Genomic DNA, 15,340 nt, shown 5'->3' with positions numbered 1-15,340 from the left:
TCATGCGCGGCGGCGGGACTTCCAGACGGCCGCGGCGCCGAGGGCGAGGACGGCTCCGCCGCCGACGAGGAGGCCGAGCGACGGGCCGCCGCCGTCCTCCTCGGCCGCCTTCGGGGCGGCGGAGGCGGCGAAGTCGGGTCCGTCGGCGACCGCTTCGCCGCAGCCCCGCTCCGGGTAGCCGGCGATGCCGCAGAGCATGGCGGAGCTGTCGTAGCGCAGCGGCTTGACGACGGCGGCGAGGGCGTCCGCGCCGGTGCCGTCCTCGGCGACGCGGGCGCAGCCGGTCGTCGGGGCGGCCTTCGGCGGGGCCTCGCCCGCAGGGGCGTCCTTCCGGGTGCCGAAGTCGACGACGACCGCGATCCGCTTCGTGCCGGGCTTCTTCCCGACGTCCGCGCAGGCCGCGCCGAAGTCGGGCGCGGCGGTCGGCTTCGTCGCGTCGGCGGAGTCCTCGCTGAGCGCGAAGCGGAAGCCGATGGCGTCGCCGTCGGCGGGCCGGGCGGTGGCCGGGCCCTGGGTGGCGTAGGTCCACTTCCCGGCGTCGGACTCCCAGAACGACCAGTAGCGGTAGCCCGCCGCGTGGGCGGGGGCCGCCGCGCCGAGGGCGAGCAGCAGCCCGGCCGTGCCGGCGGCGAGCGCCCCGGCGGCGGAACTCCGGCGCGTCACTTCTTGCGGCCGCTCAGGAGGAAGCCGATGCCGACGCCGACGACCATGCCGATGCCGATGATCCACCACACGTCGAAGCCGAGGAAGGAGCCCTCGTCCTCGTCCTCGGTGGAGGCGGCGGAGGTGTCGGGGGTCTTCGGCGTCGGGCCGGTCGCGTTCAGCGCCTCGACCAGGTCGGCCTTGCCGAACTCGCGGGGGTCGGCCTCCATCGCGCGGGCGGCGAGGATCAGCTGGGCGTAGGCGGCGGGGCCGGACTCCTTCGCCCAGGGGGCGGCGTTCTGCTCCAGCCACTGGAGCGCGGGCTCCGCGAGGCGGGCGGTGCCGGCGGCGGCGAGGGCGACGACGGCGTCGGCGGTGTTGCCGAAGTCCGGCTTCGGCTCGGTCTCGGTGGCGCCCGGCAGCGGCGGGGTGGTCAGGTGGCCGGTCTGCACGAGCGCCTTGGCCAGGTAGGAGGCGCCGTTGAGGGCGGCCCGCTCGACGGTCGGCTCGGACAGGTCGACGCAGGTCGGGGCCTGCGGCGGGGTGGCCTTCACGGCCGTGATGCCCTTGCCGAGTCCGGCGAGGGTGGCCGCGGCGGTCGCGTCGGCGTTGGCGAGCAGCTTGCCCGCCTTGTCGGGCTGGTACGCGAAGGCGCCCGGCCCCTCGTCGTCGGCGCAGGGCAGCGCGAGCGCGAGCAGCGCGTCGTACGGGGTGCGGCCCTCGGCCGAGGTGTACGAGCCGGGCTTGACGCCCGAGGCGGCGAGCGCGCTGACGACGATGGAGGTGGAGTTGGCGTCGCTGGGGCCGCCGGGAGTGTAGCTCCAGCCGCCGTCCTTGTTCTGCACGCCGCGCAGCCAGCCGTAGCCGGACTTCACCGCGGTGTCGATCCTGGTCGGGTCGGCGGCCTCGCGGCGGACCGCGCCGAGCGCCTGGAGGGCGACGGCGGTGGCGTTGGAGTCCCGCGTCGTCGTGGCGTCGCAGGGCTTCGTGGTGTCCGGGCGGTAGGAGGCGAAGGAGCCGTCGGCGCACTGCTGGCCGAGCAGCCAGTCCACGGCCTGGTCGGCGGGCTGGTAGCCGGTGGCGCGCTGGGCGAGGAAGGCGAGGGACTGGCGCCAGACGCCGTCGTACGTCGGGTCGCTCGTGCCGTACAGACCGGGCGGGAGCGCGGCGGCGGAGGCGCTCGGAGAGGGCGCGGCGGAGGCCGTGCCGGTCGCGGCGGTGCTGAGCACGGCTGCCGCTGCGGTGAGCGCGGCGGCGGCGCGACGGACGCTGATCATGGTTGCCTCTCGTGCGGGCACCGGACTCCGGTGCCCCCCGGGGGGCCCGCGTCCGGCGCCGTATTCCTCGACGGTGCCGGCGCTCACGTCCCGGGGCAGGGCGTTCCGGCTCCGTGCCTCGGGGCACGTCACGGTTGCGGGTCAGCGCCGGGTTCGCACCGGCTTTCCCCTGCTGGGCATGAAGACGACCGGGCCACTGTACCGGCCTGCGCGGGCCGCGCCCCGGGCGTGCGAGCCGCGTCACACCGCCGCGCACGGGGCTCTCCGCCCCGGCACCCGCCGTCCCCGTCGTACCGCCGCGTACGGGGCTCTCCGCCCCGGCACCCGCCGTCCCCGTCGTACCGCCGCGTACGGCCACGGTGCCGGGCCCGTCGTGCCGCCGCGTGCGGTCACGGACCGTCACCGCCGCACCGCCGCACCGCCGCACCGCCGCACCGCCGCGCACGGTCACGGTGCCGGGCCCCTCGCGTCGCCGCGTACGCCACCGACCCCGACCCCGACCCCGACCCCGACCCCGACCCCCGTCACACCGCCACGTACGTCACCGGTTCCGTCCCCGGCACGGCCTCCGCGCGGCCCAGTTTCACCAGGCGGCGGATGTGGGCCTCGGCCTCGCTGACGGCGATGTTGCGGGAGCCGTAGGGGATCTGGTCCCAGGGCCGGTTCCACTCCATGCGCTCCGCGAGCTGCCACGGGGTGAGCGGGGTGGCGAGGAGGGCGAGGAGCCCGGTGAGCCGGTCCTCGTGGTGGCCGAGGAGCTCGCGGACCCGGCCGGCGGCGTCGGGGAAGGCGTGCTGGTGGGCGGGGAGCACCTCGGCGACGCCGAGGCGGCCGATCCGCTCCAGGGAGTCGAGGTAGTCGCCGAGGGGGTCGGTGACGGTCGCGTCGTCGGGGTCCTCGTAGAGGCCGATGTGCGGGGAGATCCCGGGCAGCAGGTGGTCGCCGGAGAAGAGCCGGCCCCGGCCGGGGAGCCCGGCCGGGTGGTCCTCCTCCAGGTGGAGGCAGACGTGGCCGGGGGTGTGGCCGGGGGTCCAGACGGCGCGGAGCCGGCGGCCGGCGAGGTCGAGGAGCTCGCCGGGGACGATCTCCCGGTCGGGGAGGGCGGCGCCGAGCCCGGGCAGGGTGCGCATCCGGCCGCCGGAGCGGGCGGCGCGCAGCGGGGCGAGGTGGTCCTCGGGGGCTCCGGCGGCGGCGAGCTTGCGGGCGAGGTAGTCGAGCCAGGTGCCGGGGTCGGACTCGCGGGTGCGGCGGACGACGGCGGTGTCGGCGGCGTGCATGGCGATCCAGGCGCCGGACTCCTCCCTGACCCGGCCGGACAGGCCGTGGTGGTCGGGGTGGTGGTGGGTGATGACGACGCCGTGGACGTCCCGCGCCCCGATGCCCAGTTCGCCGAGTCCGGCGGTCAGTTCGCTCCAGGAGGCGGGGTCGTCCCAGCCGGTGTCGACGAGGACGGGGCCGCGGCCGGTGTCGAGGACGTGGACCAGGGTGTGGCCCAGCGGGTTGTCCGGGATGGGCACCCGCAGCGACCAGACGCCGCCCCCGTGCTCGGTCACCTGCGTCATGAGCGTCCTCCTGGGACTCATCTCTGCTTATCGGTACGACCATTGCCCACTATAACTAGAACTGATATCAGTTCTGAGACACCGTCAGATACCCCCGGGAGGCGACCGGCATGAGCGAGCTCGTGGAGCACGGACAGCTGTTCATCGGCGGGGAGTTGACCGATCCGCTCGGCGACGCCTCCATCGAGGTGGTCTCGCCGCACACCGAGGAGGTCATCGGCCGGGTCCCGCACGCCTCCCGCGCCGACGTCGACCGGGCCGTCGGGGCCGCCCGGCGGGCCTTCGACGAGGGGCCCTGGCCGCGGATGGGCCTGGAGGAGCGGATCGGGGTCGTCTCCCGGATCAAGGACGCCATCGCCGTCCGGCACGAGGAGCTGGCCCGCTCGATCAGCTCCCAGAACGGCTCCCCGTACTCCTGGTCCGTCCTCGCGCAGGCGCTCGGCGCGATGATGGTGTGGGACTCGGCGATCACCGTCGCGCGCAGCTTCGTCTTCGAGGAGCGGCGCGGCGGGGTCCTCGGCCCGCTGCTGGTGCGGCGCGAGCCGGTCGGGGTGGTCGCCGCGGTCGTGCCGTGGAACGTGCCGCAGTTCACCGCCGCCGCCAAGCTGGGCCCGGCGCTGCTCGCCGGCTGCACCGCGGTCCTCAAGCCCTCGCCGGAGTCGCCCCTCGACTCGTACCTCCTCGGCGAGATCGCCGCCGAGGCCGGGCTGCCGGAGGGCGTGCTGTCGATCCTGCCCGCCGACCGCGAGGTCAGCGAGTACCTGGTCGGGCACCCCGGCGTCGACAAGGTCTCCTTCACCGGCTCGGTCGCGGCGGGCAAGCGCGTGATGGAGGTCGCCTCCCGCAACCTCACCCGCGTCACCCTCGAACTCGGCGGCAAGTCGGCGGCGGTGATCCTCCCGGACGCCGACGTGGCCGCCGCCGTCGCCGGGATCGTCCCGGCCGCCTGGATGAACAACGGGCAGGCGTGCGTGGCCCAGACCCGGATCCTCGCCCCCCGCTCCCGCTACGAGGAGATCGCCGAGGCGCTGGCGGCCGCGGCCTCCGCGCTGGTCGTCGGCGACCCCCTCGACCCCGCCACCCAGGTCGGCCCGCTGGTCGCCCGCCGCCAGCAGCGGCGCTCGCTCGACTACATCGGCATCGGGCAGGCCGAGGGCGCCAAGGTCCTCGCGGGCGGCGGGCGTCCGGACGGCCTCGACCGGGGCTGGTACGTGGAGCCGACGCTCTTCGGCGACGTCGACAACTCGATGCGGATCGCCCGCGAGGAGATCTTCGGCCCGGTCGTCTGCCTCCTGCCGTACGGGGACGAGGCCGAGGCCCTGCGGATCGCCGACGACTCCGAGTACGGACTCAGCGGCAGCGTCTGGACCGGCGACGTCGAGCGCGGCCTGGACTTCGCCCGTCAGGTGCGCACCGGCACCTTCAACGTCAACACCTTCAGCCTCGACATGCTCGGCCCCTTCGGCGGCTACAAGAACTCCGGCCTGGGCCGCGAGTTCGGTCCCGAGGGCCTCTCCGAGTACCTGGAGCACAAGATGATCCACCTCCCGGCCGGCTACGGGGACCACTGATGGGCGACCGCTGGCACGTGGAGGTCGACCGGGCGGTCTGCATCGGCTCCGGCATGTGCGTCCACCACGCCCCGGACGGCTTCCGGCTCGACGCCGCCCGCCAGTCCCATCCCGCGGCCCCCGAGGCCGACGCGGGCGAACGGATCCTCGCGGCGGCGGAGGGCTGCCCGGTGGAGGCGATCCTCATCACCCTCGCGGACGGCGGGGAGTCCGTGTACCCGCCGGAGGAATGAGCGGCTCGCCCCCCGTGGAAGACTGTGCCCCCGGGTCACGGGGCACAGGGCCGCCGTGTACGTGGGGGGAGCTCCGTGCGCAAGGTGGGGATGGTGGCCGTGGCCGCCGGGGTGGTGCTGTTCGCCGGGGGCTGCGGCGGCGAGGGCGAGGGGGGCTCGTCGTCCGGTGGATCGGGTGTGTCGCTGACCGCCGCCCAGGTCGACGAGGAGATCGGGGCGGCCGCGGGCGCGGCCGGGTTCACCAAGGCCTCGTTCGACACGGTCAAGCCCAAGCTCAAGGAGTGCATGGTCAACTGGGCGGCGGACGAGCCCGGCGAGGAGGCCGACCCCGGGAAGGCCTACGCGGACACCCTCGCGGGCCTGGTCGAGGCCGGCTGGACCGAGGGGGAGGCCACGAAGAAGGGCACCGCGGACGTGAAGTCCCTGAAGAAGGGCGACTGGACGCTCAGGGCCGCGTCCGACCTGGGCCCCGGGATCAAGATGGTGGCGTTCGCCGGCGTCCTGGAGACCCGGGAGTGCACCGATCTCTACGTGTCCGAGCTGGGGAAGTAGGGGTCCCGGCGGCCGGGGGCGGCGAGGCGCCCCCTCGGCCGTCACCCGCCCGTGTCCGCCGTCCCGGCGGGCGCGGGCGGCCCCTCCCGGCGGGGGGCCGGGGCCGTCAGGTCGATCAGCCGGCAGACCGTCTCGATGTCGATCTTGACCTGGGCGATGGAGGCCCGGCCGGACAGCCAGGTGATGAGGGCGGAGTGCCAGGTGTGCTCGATGACGCGGACCGCCGACAGCTGCTCCGGCGTCGGCTGCTCGGCGCCCATCGCGTCCAGGATGATCGCCGTCGTCAGCCGCGAGACCGTGTCGACCTCGGGGCTGACGCCGCGGTCGGCGAAGGTCAGCGCCCGCACCATCGCGTCGGCGAGCTGCGGCTCGCGCTGGAGCGCGCGGAAGGCCCGCATCAGGGTCTCCGCCACCCGCGCGGCCGGGGCGGCGCCGCCGGGGGGCCGCTTCCGGAGCGTGGTGTGCATGTGCTGGAGCTGGTCCTGCATGGTCGCGACGAGCAGGTGGATCTTGGAGGGGAAGTAGCGGTAGAGCGTGCCGAGGGCGACTCCGGCCGCCTCCGCGACCTCCCGCATCTGGACCGCGTCGAAGCCGCCCCGGGCGGCGAGCCGGGCGCTGGCGTCGAGGATGCGCCGGCGGCGCGCCTCCTGCCGTTCCGTCAGGGGCGGCGTGGCGGAGGGGCGGTGGTCCGCTCTGCTCTCTGCGGTCATCGGGGTCCCGTTCCGTGCGGTGGGGAGCGCCAGTATGGCGGAGGACGGCCGTGGCGCGAACCTCTCCGGCCGGGTGGCGCGAATCACCTGTTCCGGCGCTCACAGCGAAGCTACCTGCCGGTAGATTCGGTGCCTCTCGATGGGTCGGGCGACGCGTCGAGGGGCGTCGAGAACGATCAAGTCTGTAACTTGTTCTACATTAGCGCGAGCGGTTACGCTCGCGCGAAACGCACGTTCGAAGGGGGTCGCGCATGACCGCTGAGGCCATAGAGGCAAGCCCCCGACAGGGTGCCGCCCCGTCCGGTGACCTCCCCCAAGGTCTCGGCTACGCTCGATCAGGGGGGACCCCCATGTTGCGGATCGCTCTCCTCACGTACAAGGGGAACCCCTTCTGCGGCGGCCAGGGCGTCTACGTCCGCCACCTCTCCCGCGAGCTGGCCCGCCTGGGCCACACCGTCGAGGTCTTCGGCTCGCAGCCGTACCCGACGCTCGACGAGGGCGTCACGCTCAGCGAGATCGCCAGCCTCGACCTCTACCGCCAGCCCGACCCCTTCCGGACGCCGAAGCGCGAGGAGTACCGGGACTGGATCGACGCGGTCGAGGTCGGCACCATGTGGACCGGCGGCTTCCCGGAGCCGCTGACCTTCTCGCTGCGCGCCCGCCGCACGCTCGCCGCCCGCCGCGGCGACTTCGACGTGATCCACGACAACCAGACCCTCGGGTACGGCCTCCTCGGCGGCCCGCGCGCGCTCGGCGCCCCGCTGGTCACCACGATCCACCACCCCATCACCGTCGACCGGCGCCTCGACCTCGAAGCCGCCGCCGACTGGAAGCGCCGCGCCTCCGTCCGCCGCTGGTACGGCTTCACCCGCATGCAGAAGCGGGTCGCCCGCCGGCTGCCGTCCGTCCTCACCGTCTCCGGCACCTCCCGGGACGAGATCGTCGAGCACCTCGGCGTCCGCGAGGACCGCATCCGGGTCGTGCACATCGGCGCCGACACCGAGCTGTGGTCCCCGGACCCCTCGGTCGCCGAGGTCCCCGGCCGGATCGTCACCACCTCCAGCGCCGACGTCCCCCTCAAGGGCCTGGTCTTCCTCGTCGAGGCGCTCGCCAAGCTCCGCACCGAGCGGCCCGACGCGCACCTCGTCGTCGTCGGCAAGCGCGCCGAGGACGGCCCGGTCGCCCAGGCCATCGAGCGGTACGGGCTCGACGGCGCCGTCCGCTTCGTGAAGGGCATCAGCGACGCCGAGCTGGTCGACCTCTACCGCTCCGCCGAGGTCGCCTGCGTGCCCTCCCTCTACGAGGGCTTCTCGCTGCCGGCCGCCGAGGGCATGGCGACGGGCACGCCGCTCGTCGCCACCACCGGCGGGGCGATCCCCGAGGTCGCCGGCCCCGACGGCGAGACCTGCCTCGCGGTGCCGACCGGCGACGCCGGGGCGCTGGCCGCCGCGCTCGGACGGATGCTGGGCGATCCCGAGCTGCGCGCCCGGCTCGGCGCCGCCGGCCGCGCCCGGGTCCTGGACCGCTTCACCTGGGCGCGGGCGGCGCAGGGCACCGCCGAGCTGTACCGGGAGGCGCTGGCCCGCCAGGCCGCCGCCCGCCGCTGAGACCGGCCCCCCCGGGCCGCCCCCGGCCCCTCGTACCACCGCCGCACCACCCGAACTCCCGCCACTCGGAAGGGCAGACCCCGTGCTGACCGTCGACTTCACCCGCTTCCCGCTCGCCCCCGGCGACCGCGTGCTCGACCTGGGCTGCGGTGCGGGCCGGCACGCCTTCGAGTGCTACCGGCGCGGCGCCCAGGTCGTGGCCCTCGACCAGAACGGCGAGGAGATCCGCGAGGTCGCCAAGTGGTTCGCCGCCATGAAGGAGGCGGGCGAGGCCCCGGCGGGCGCCACCGCCACCGCCATGGAGGGCGACGCGCTCAACCTGCCCTTCCCCGACGAGTCCTTCGACGTCGTCATCATCTCCGAGGTCATGGAGCACATCCCGGACGACAAGGGCGTCCTCGCCGAGATGGTCCGCGTCCTCAGGCCGGGCGGCCGGATCGCGATCACCGTCCCCCGCTACGGCCCCGAGAAGGTCTGCTGGGCGCTGTCGGACGCGTACCACGAGGTCGAGGGCGGCCACATCCGCATCTACAAGGCGGACGAGCTCCTCGCCAAGATCCGCCAGGCGGGCCTCAAGCCGTACGGCACCCACCACGCGCACGCCCTGCACTCGCCGTACTGGTGGCTGAAGTGCGCCTTCGGCGTCGACAACGACAAGGCGCTGCCGGTCCGGGCGTACCACAAGCTCCTGGTCTGGGACATCATGAAGAAGCCCGCCCTGACCCGGGTCGCCGAGCAGCTGCTCAACCCGGTCGTCGGCAAGAGCTTCGTCGCCTACGCCACCAAGCCCCACCTCCCGAAGGCCGCCACCGGGGCCGCCGGCGAGGGCACCGACACCGCGGACGCGGCCAAGTGACCCCTCCCGAGCGGATCGCGGAGCACCTGGTCCTGCCCGGGGTCCTCACCGCCGAGCAGGCCGCCGCCACCGTCTCCGGCATCCTCGCCGCCCAGCGCGAGGACGGCGCCATCCCGTGGTTCCGGGGCCACCACCTCGACCCGTGGGACCACACCGAGGCCGCGATGGCCCTGGACGCGGCGGGCGAGCACGAGGCCGCCGCCCGCGCCTACGCCTGGCTCGCCCGGCACCAGAACGGCGACGGCTCCTGGTACGCGGCCTACCGGGACGGCGACCCCGACGACGTCACCGACCGCGGCGAGGAGTCCAACTTCACCGCGTACATAGCCGTCGGCGTCTGGCACCACTACCTGTCGACGGGCGACGACGCCTTCCTCGACCGGATGTGGCCGGTCGTCTACGCGGCGGTCGAGTTCGTCCTCGGGCTCCAGCAGGCCGGCGGCCAGATCGGCTGGAAGCGCGAGCCCGACGGCACCCCCGTCACGGACGCGCTGCTCACCGGCTCCTCCTCGATCCACCACGCGCTGCGCTGCGCCCTCGCCCTCGCCGAGGCCCGCGAGGAGCCGCAGCCGGACTGGGAGCTGGCGGCCGGGGCCCTGGCGCACGCGATCCGCCGCCACCCCGAGCGCTTCCTCGACAAGTCCCGCTACTCGATGGACTGGTACTACCCGGTCCTCGGCGGCGCCGTCACCGGCGCGGCCGCGAAGGCCCGGATCGACGCGCGCTGGGACGAGTTCGTCGTCCCCGGCCTCGGCGTCCGCTGCGTCGTCCCCAACCCGTGGGTCACCGGCGGCGAGAGCTGCGAACTCGCCCTCGCCCTCTGGGCGTCGGGGGAGTCCGACCGGGCCCTGACGATCCTCCAGGACATCGGCCACCTGCGGGCCGCGAACGGCATGTACTGGACGGGGTACGTGTACGAGGGCGCGGACGGCGGCGCGCCCGCGGTCTGGCCCGAGGAGCAGACCACCTGGACGGCGGGCTCCCTCCTCCTCGCCGTCGCGGCCCTCGGCGGCGAACAGGCCACCGTCGCCGTCTTCGGCGGCGAGACCCTGCCGACGGGCCTGGCCCCGGAGTGCTGCGGGGAGTGACCGGCACGGGACGGCCGGGACCCGAGGGGACCGGCCGCCCCGGCACGGCCCGCGGCCCCCGCGGGTAGGACACCCGTTCGGGGCCGTTCGGATGGCGGGGGGACGGGGGCGGGGCGAGGCTGGCGGGACCAGTTCCAGGGAGGTTCCGCTGTGTCCGGAAGTCTGAACCGCGGCGCCGCCGCGCTGCTCCTGTCCAGCACGCTGCTGCTCTCGACCGCCGCGTGCGGGGCCGACACCACCCAGAGCGTGAGCGCGGCCGCCACTCCGACGGCGTCGGGCACCTTCGAGCGGCAGAAGCTCGCGAAGACCCGCTTCGTCGCGAACGCCGGGCTGGCCGCGGGAGCCGCGTACCAGTGGATCGTGAAGCCGTACCGGGCGGGCAAGTTCAAGAAGGGCGCGGACGGCCGCACCTTCGCCCTGATCAAGGCGGGGGCGGCGGGCGCGTTCACCTACAACCGGCTCAAGGCGGCGGTGAACAACGCCAAGGGCGACCCGCTGCTCTCCAAGGCGGTGGCCCCGCTCTCGGCCGGCATCGACTCGCTCAAGGACCTCGGTACGAAGCTCCGCAAGGGCGAGCTCGACGCGGCGGACGTCGGCGGCCTGGAGGGCGTCATCAACGGCGTCAAGGACGCCGGCAAGTCCGCCGGGGCCGAGGTCGTCGACAAGGTCCCCTCGGCCTCCCAGCTCAGCGGCGGCTGACGGGCCGGTCCGCCGTCAGACGAGGGCGGCGGCGGACCCGGCCAGCGTCGGGTAGTCGTTGTAGCCGGCCTCGTCGCCCGAGTACATCCAGTTCGTCTCCCGGAGCGGGTTGAGCGGCGCGCCGGTGCGGAGCCGTTCGACCAGGTCGGGGTTGGCCAGGAAGGCGCGGCCCAGCGAGACCAGGTCGGCCCCGGCGGCGAGCAGCCGCTCGCCCGCGCCCTTCCCGCCGTCGGCGGGCAGGGGACCGCCGAAGCCGAGCACCGGGTTGGCGATCAGCGCGTTCGGCCAGGCGGCGCGGATCCACCGGAAGAGCGGCTGCCCGGGGTCGGCGAAGATCACGTGCAGGTAGACCGGGCCGAGCGCGGCGAGCGCGGGGACGAGCGCCCGGTAGAGCGCGGCGGTCTCCTCCTCGCCGCCCTCGTCGACGCCGTTCACCGTGACCCCGGGGGAGACGCGCACCCCGACCCGCTCGGCGCCGATCGCGTCGGCGACGGCCCGGACGACCTCGACCGTGAACCGGACGCGGTTCTCCACGGACCCGCCGTACGCGTCCGTGCGCCGGTTGGTGTTCTTCGCCAGGAACTGGTGGAGCAGGTGGCCGTTGGCGGCGTGCACCTCGACCCCCTCGAAGCCCGCGTCGACGGCCCGGCGCGCGGCGGCGGCGAAGTCCGCGACGGTCTCCCGGATCCCCTCGGCGTCCAGCTCGCGCGGCACCACGGACGGCTGCCGGCCGGAGGGCGTGTGGATCTCCTCCGGCAGCGGGACCGGCGAGGGCGCGACGGGCAGGTGCCCGCTGTTGTCGGGGTGGCCGACCCGGCCGCCGTGCTGGAGCTGGAGGAACATCCGCCCGCCCCCGGCCCGCACCGCGTCGGTGACCTTGCGCCAGCCGGCCACGTGGGCGTCGGTGTGGATGCCCGGGATGTTCGGGTACGTCTGGCCGACGGCGTTCGGGGTGGTCCCCTCGGCGATGATCAGGCCCGCGGTGGCCCGCTGGGCGTAGTGGGTGGCCATGAGGGGCCGGGGGACGCCGTCGGCGTCCGCCCGGTTGCGGGTCAGCGGAGGCATCACCAGCCGGTTGGGCAGGGTGAGGGGACCGAGGGAGGCGGATTCGAAGAGGCGGGAGGACTCCGGTGCGTTCGTCATGCGGGTACCGTAGGAGTTGACACCAGTGTCAGGTTCAAGTCCCTTCTGCCGGAGGCGAGACGACGGATGCGCATCGGTGAACTGGCCCGGCGCAGCGGCGTCAGCGAGCGCTCGCTGCGCTACTACGAGACCCAGGGCCTGCTGCGCTCCGAGCGCACCCCGGGCGGCCAGCGGCGGTACGGCGAGTGGGCGGTGGACCGGGTCGTCCGCATCCAGGCCCTGTACGCGGCGGGCCTGAACAGCCGCAAGATCGCCCAGCTGCTGCCCTGCATGCGCGACGCGGACGGGGCGCCCAGCGAGATCGCCACGGCCCGGCTGGTCGACGAACTGGCCGCCGAGCGGGCCCGCATCGACACGATGATCGCCGACCTGGTCCGCTCCCGCGACGTCCTCGACGAGGTCATCGGCCTGGCCTCGCCGGCGTCCCGCTAGGCCGAGAGCTCCGCCAGCGTCCGCAGGGTCTCCGGGTCCGGGGCCGTGACCAGCAGCTCCGTCACCGGTCCCGACCGCCACTCGGCCAGCCGCTCCGCGATCCGCTCCCTCGGCCCCACCAGCGAGATCTCGTCGGCGAAGGCGTCCGGGACGGCCAGGACGGCCTCCTCGCGGCGGCCCTCGGCGAAGAGGTCCTGGACGCGGCGGGCCTCCGCGCCGTAGCCCATGCGGGCCATGAGGTCGGCGTGGAAGTTGCGGGTGGCGTGGCCCATGCCGCCGATGTAGAAGCCCAGCATCGCCTTGACCGGCAGCAGGCCCTTCGGCACGTCGTCGCAGACCTGGGCGCGGACCATGGGGGCGATCCGGAAGCCGTCGGGGAGCCGGTCCGGCAGGGCGTACACCTCGCGCCAGCGGGTGGGGGACCAGTAGAGCGGCAGCCAGCCGTCGGCGATCTCCAGGGTCTGCGCGATGTTCTTCGGGCCCTCGGCGCCGAGGAGGACGGGCAGGTCCGCGCGGAGCGGGTGGGTGATCGGCTTGAGGGGCTTGCCGAGGCCGGTGCCGTCCTCGCCCGCGTACGGGAAGGAGTGGTGCCGTCCGGCGAGGGTGACGGGCGCCTCCCGCCGCAGCACCTGCCGGATCACGTCCACGTACTCGCGGGTGGCGGTGAGCGGCGAGCGGGGGAAGGGGCGGCCGTACCAGCCCTCCACGACCTGCGGGCCGGAGAGGCCGAGGCCGAGCCGCATCCGGCCGCCGGACAGGTGGTCCAGGGTGAGGGCGTGCATGGCGGTCGCGGTCGGGGTGCGGGCGGCCATCTGGGCCACCGCCGTGCCGAGTCCGACGCGGCTGGTGTGGGCGGCGATCCAGGTGAGCGCGGTGAAGGCGTCCGAGCCCCACGCCTCCGCCGTCCACACCGAGTCGTAGCCCAGCCGCTCCGCCTCGCGCGCGAGCTCCAGGTGGGCGGGGGAGGGGCCGCGGCCCCAGTAGCCGAGCGCGAGTCCCAGGCGCATGACCGGACTCCTTTCTGACGGCGCGTCAGTTCGGTTCCGGGGACTGTACGGCAGCGGCCCCCCGACCGGAAGGACTTCCGGTCGGGGGGCCGCCGTGCGGAGCGGGTGCGGTCGGCCGCGCGGGCTCAGCCGCGCTGGATGCCCGTGGCGTCCTGGAGGACGCCGCGGCGCCCGTCCTGCGTCTGCGCGATCAGCGCCTGGCCGCGCTGCTCCACGGCCAGGTACCAGGTGCCGGGGGCCAGTTCGGCGATCTGCGAGCCGGAGCCGTCCTCCGCGTACAGCGGACGGGCGACCGGCACGGCGAACCAGAACGGCGTGAAGTCCGAACCGCCCTGGGCCTGCGGCTCGGGCTGCGGGGCCGGCTGCGGCTGCGGCTGGCCGCCGAAGGGCTGGCCGCCCTGCGAGGCGTCCTGCGGGGCCGGGTAGGGCTGGTGGGCCTGCTGGGCGCCGGGGTAGCCGTAGCCACCGCCGGGGACGCCCGGCTGGCCGGGCTGCGCGCCGTACGGCTGCGCGACCGCCGGGCGCGGGGCGCCGACGAGCGGGGCCTTGAGGGCGGGGATCATCGGGGCGGCGACGGCGGCGGCGGCCAGGACGAGCGCGGCGATGACGCCGAGGATCAGGCCCGCGCCGGCGTTCTCCGACTCGAAGACCCACATGAGCAGGTTCCACGCGGCGGCGACGGTGAAGGCGGCGCCGATCTGGCCGAGCTCCAGGCCCAGGATCTTGCGCGGCTGCGGCAGGCCGTGCGAGAGGACGACGAGCGCGGCACCGGCGATGCCGAGGAAGAAGGCGCCCCAGCCGAGCGGCGACGCCTCCCAGGAGTTGCCGAAGTCGATCTGGTCGCAGATCGCGGCCGGGCCGTCGCAGCCGGCGGTGTCGAGGAACGAGGCGATGAACAGCACCACCGCAGCACCGATCAGCACGCCATCGCCTCGGGTGAGGGAGCGGATATTCACGTAAGAAGTCCTTCGTCGGGTCGTCGTCGCGTCGGGCAGGCGCCGGTTCTTGGCACGGGGGCGGCCCCATCGTACGGAGCGAATCTATCGCTCGCGGGTTCTACCCCTTGAGGTAGGTCACGATGCCGTCGGCGATGCCCTGGGCCGCCTTCTGTCGCCACGCCCCGGACGTCAGCAGTGCGGCGTCCTTCGGATCACGCATATTGCCGCATTCGACGAAGACCTTGGGCACCGTTGACAGATTGAGACCTCCGAGATCCGAACGGACGTCCAATCCGGTGCCGTCGCCGAGGTAGTTGGCCGGGGATGTCCCGGTCGTCCGGCGGAAGGCGGCGGCGATCCGCTCGCCGAGCGCGCGCGAAGGGGCGACGATCGGGCCGGTGTCCGCGGAGCCCTCCTTCACCTTCGCGGGCACGATCACGTGGAAGCCGCGGTTGCCCTTCGCCGAGCCGTCCGCGTGCACGGAGACGACGGCGTCGGCCTCCGCGCCGTTCCCGATCCGGGCCCGCTCGTCGATGCAGGGCCCGTACGGCCGGTCCGCGTCGTGCGTCAGGACGACCTTCGCGCCGCGCTCCTCCAGGAGCTTGCGCAGCCGGTGCGAGACGTCGAGGGTGAAGGCCGCCTCCGTGTACGCGGCCTCGCCCCCGGACGCGTTGGTGGAGGTCCCGGTGGTGTCGCACTCCTTGCGGTTCGTCCCGATGTCGACCTTCTCGTTGATCTCCCGCCCGTGCCGGAAGTTCCCGGGGTTGTGCCCCGGGTCGACGACGACCGTGCGGCCCGCGAGGGGCCGGGCGGCGGCGGTGGCGGAGGCGGGGGCGGCGGAGGCGGCGGCCTGGGTACGGGCCGGGGCCGGCGTCGCCGTCGTGGCGGCCGCGCCCGGGCCCTGGGTGCCCCGCGCGGCCTCGGAGGCGGCACCGCAGCCCGCGAGCGCGGCGGAACAGACGAGGGCCGCCAGGGCGGCGGGCAGGGAGCGGGTCACGGGGTTCCTGTGGTCGTACGGCACCC

At 74.8% G+C, this 15,340-nt stretch carries 16 protein-coding genes and 1 riboswitch; of the genes, 8 read left to right on the top strand and 8 right to left on the bottom strand.

Annotated elements, in window-relative coordinates; genetic code table 11:
- The 3 genes from ACF1ED_RS13295 to ACF1ED_RS13285 all read right to left on the bottom strand — a co-directional run bounded on the left by ACF1ED_RS13295 (position 1) and on the right by ACF1ED_RS13285 (position 3,481).
- Positions 1-663, bottom strand: coding sequence for an SCO2322 family protein (locus ACF1ED_RS13295; RefSeq protein ID WP_391759686.1), 663 nt, complete (start codon positions 661-663; stop codon positions 1-3).
- Positions 660-1,919, bottom strand: coding sequence for a prenyltransferase/squalene oxidase repeat-containing protein (locus ACF1ED_RS13290; RefSeq protein ID WP_391759684.1), 1,260 nt, complete (start codon positions 1,917-1,919; stop codon positions 660-662). Before ACF1ED_RS13290 ends, ACF1ED_RS13295 begins: the two co-directional genes overlap by 4 nt.
- A 98-nt stretch (positions 1,920-2,017) precedes the next feature.
- Positions 2,018-2,090, bottom strand: a riboswitch (cobalamin riboswitch).
- A 353-nt stretch (positions 2,091-2,443) separates the two neighbouring features.
- The gene (locus ACF1ED_RS13285) at positions 2,444-3,481 is read right to left on the bottom strand and encodes an MBL fold metallo-hydrolase (protein ID WP_391759682.1); all 1,038 of its coding nucleotides are present in this window, start codon (positions 3,479-3,481) and stop codon (positions 2,444-2,446) included.
- Between the two features lie 110 nt (positions 3,482-3,591).
- Here ACF1ED_RS13285 and ACF1ED_RS13280 point away from each other — a divergent pair, with 110 nt between their 5' ends.
- From ACF1ED_RS13280 to ACF1ED_RS13270, 3 genes are all read left to right on the top strand, one after another.
- Positions 3,592-5,052, top strand: a complete 1,461-nt coding sequence (locus tag ACF1ED_RS13280; protein WP_391759681.1) for an aldehyde dehydrogenase — start codon at positions 3,592-3,594, stop codon at positions 5,050-5,052.
- Positions 5,052-5,285, top strand: a complete 234-nt coding sequence (locus tag ACF1ED_RS13275) for a ferredoxin (RefSeq protein WP_391759679.1) — start codon at positions 5,052-5,054, stop codon at positions 5,283-5,285. Before ACF1ED_RS13280 ends, ACF1ED_RS13275 begins: the two co-directional genes overlap by 1 nt.
- 75 nt (positions 5,286-5,360) lie before the next feature.
- Entirely contained in the window at positions 5,361-5,837 is a 477-nt protein-coding gene (locus ACF1ED_RS13270) for a hypothetical protein (RefSeq protein WP_391759677.1), read from the top strand.
- 41 nt (positions 5,838-5,878) lie between these two features.
- On the opposite strand, the gene ACF1ED_RS13265 is transcribed toward ACF1ED_RS13270, so the two are convergent.
- Positions 5,879-6,547 carry a TetR family transcriptional regulator gene (locus ACF1ED_RS13265; RefSeq protein ID WP_391759675.1) on the bottom strand — a complete coding sequence of 223 codons (669 nt, stop codon included), beginning with the start codon at positions 6,545-6,547 and terminating at the stop codon, positions 5,879-5,881.
- 251 nt (positions 6,548-6,798) lie between these two features.
- On the opposite strand from ACF1ED_RS13265, the gene ACF1ED_RS13260 reads away from it, so the two are divergent.
- From ACF1ED_RS13260 to ACF1ED_RS13245, 4 genes are all read left to right on the top strand, one after another.
- Complete coding sequence (locus ACF1ED_RS13260; protein ID WP_391759673.1) at positions 6,799-8,154, top strand: glycosyltransferase family 4 protein; 1,356 nt, start codon at positions 6,799-6,801, stop codon at positions 8,152-8,154.
- An 82-nt stretch (positions 8,155-8,236) separates the two neighbouring features.
- Positions 8,237-9,010, top strand: coding sequence for a class I SAM-dependent methyltransferase (locus ACF1ED_RS13255; protein ID WP_391759671.1), 774 nt, complete (start codon positions 8,237-8,239; stop codon positions 9,008-9,010).
- Positions 9,007-10,098, top strand: a complete 1,092-nt coding sequence (locus ACF1ED_RS13250; protein WP_391759669.1) for a prenyltransferase — start codon at positions 9,007-9,009, stop codon at positions 10,096-10,098. Before ACF1ED_RS13255 ends, ACF1ED_RS13250 begins: the two co-directional genes overlap by 4 nt.
- A gap of 150 nt (positions 10,099-10,248) precedes the next feature.
- Entirely contained in the window at positions 10,249-10,797 is a 549-nt protein-coding gene (locus ACF1ED_RS13245; RefSeq protein WP_391759667.1) for a hypothetical protein, read from the top strand.
- 15 nt (positions 10,798-10,812) lie between these two features.
- On the opposite strand, the gene ACF1ED_RS13240 is transcribed toward ACF1ED_RS13245, so the two are convergent.
- Positions 10,813-11,940, bottom strand: coding sequence for an alkene reductase (locus ACF1ED_RS13240; protein ID WP_391759665.1), 1,128 nt, complete (start codon positions 11,938-11,940; stop codon positions 10,813-10,815).
- 66 nt (positions 11,941-12,006) lie between these two features.
- Between ACF1ED_RS13240 and ACF1ED_RS13235 the strand changes: the two genes are divergently transcribed.
- Entirely contained in the window at positions 12,007-12,372 is a 366-nt protein-coding gene (locus ACF1ED_RS13235; protein ID WP_391759663.1) for a MerR family transcriptional regulator, read from the top strand.
- On the opposite strand, the gene ACF1ED_RS13230 is transcribed toward ACF1ED_RS13235, so the two are convergent.
- The 3 genes from ACF1ED_RS13230 to ACF1ED_RS13220 form a co-directional block, all read right to left on the bottom strand.
- The gene (locus ACF1ED_RS13230; RefSeq protein WP_391759661.1) at positions 12,369-13,379 is read right to left on the bottom strand and encodes an LLM class F420-dependent oxidoreductase; all 1,011 of its coding nucleotides are present in this window, start codon (positions 13,377-13,379) and stop codon (positions 12,369-12,371) included. The two genes, ACF1ED_RS13235 and ACF1ED_RS13230, sit on opposite strands and share 4 nt — an antisense overlap.
- 125 nt (positions 13,380-13,504) lie before the next feature.
- Positions 13,505-14,335: a DUF5336 domain-containing protein gene (locus ACF1ED_RS13225; RefSeq protein WP_391759659.1), complete on the bottom strand. Its 831-nt coding sequence runs from the start codon at positions 14,333-14,335 to the stop codon at positions 13,505-13,507.
- A 100-nt stretch (positions 14,336-14,435) separates the two neighbouring features.
- Positions 14,436-15,338: an N-acetylmuramoyl-L-alanine amidase gene (locus tag ACF1ED_RS13220; RefSeq protein ID WP_391759657.1), complete on the bottom strand. Its 903-nt coding sequence runs from the start codon at positions 15,336-15,338 to the stop codon at positions 14,436-14,438.
- Positions 15,339-15,340: the final 2 nt, after the last annotated feature.

Source organism: Streptomyces sp. NPDC014656 (assembly GCF_043084305.1).
Taxonomy (GTDB): Bacteria; Actinomycetota; Actinomycetes; order Streptomycetales; family Streptomycetaceae; genus Streptomyces.
Note: the sequence above shows the minus strand (reverse complement) of the source record. Positions and strands in the feature narration are given on the sequence as shown.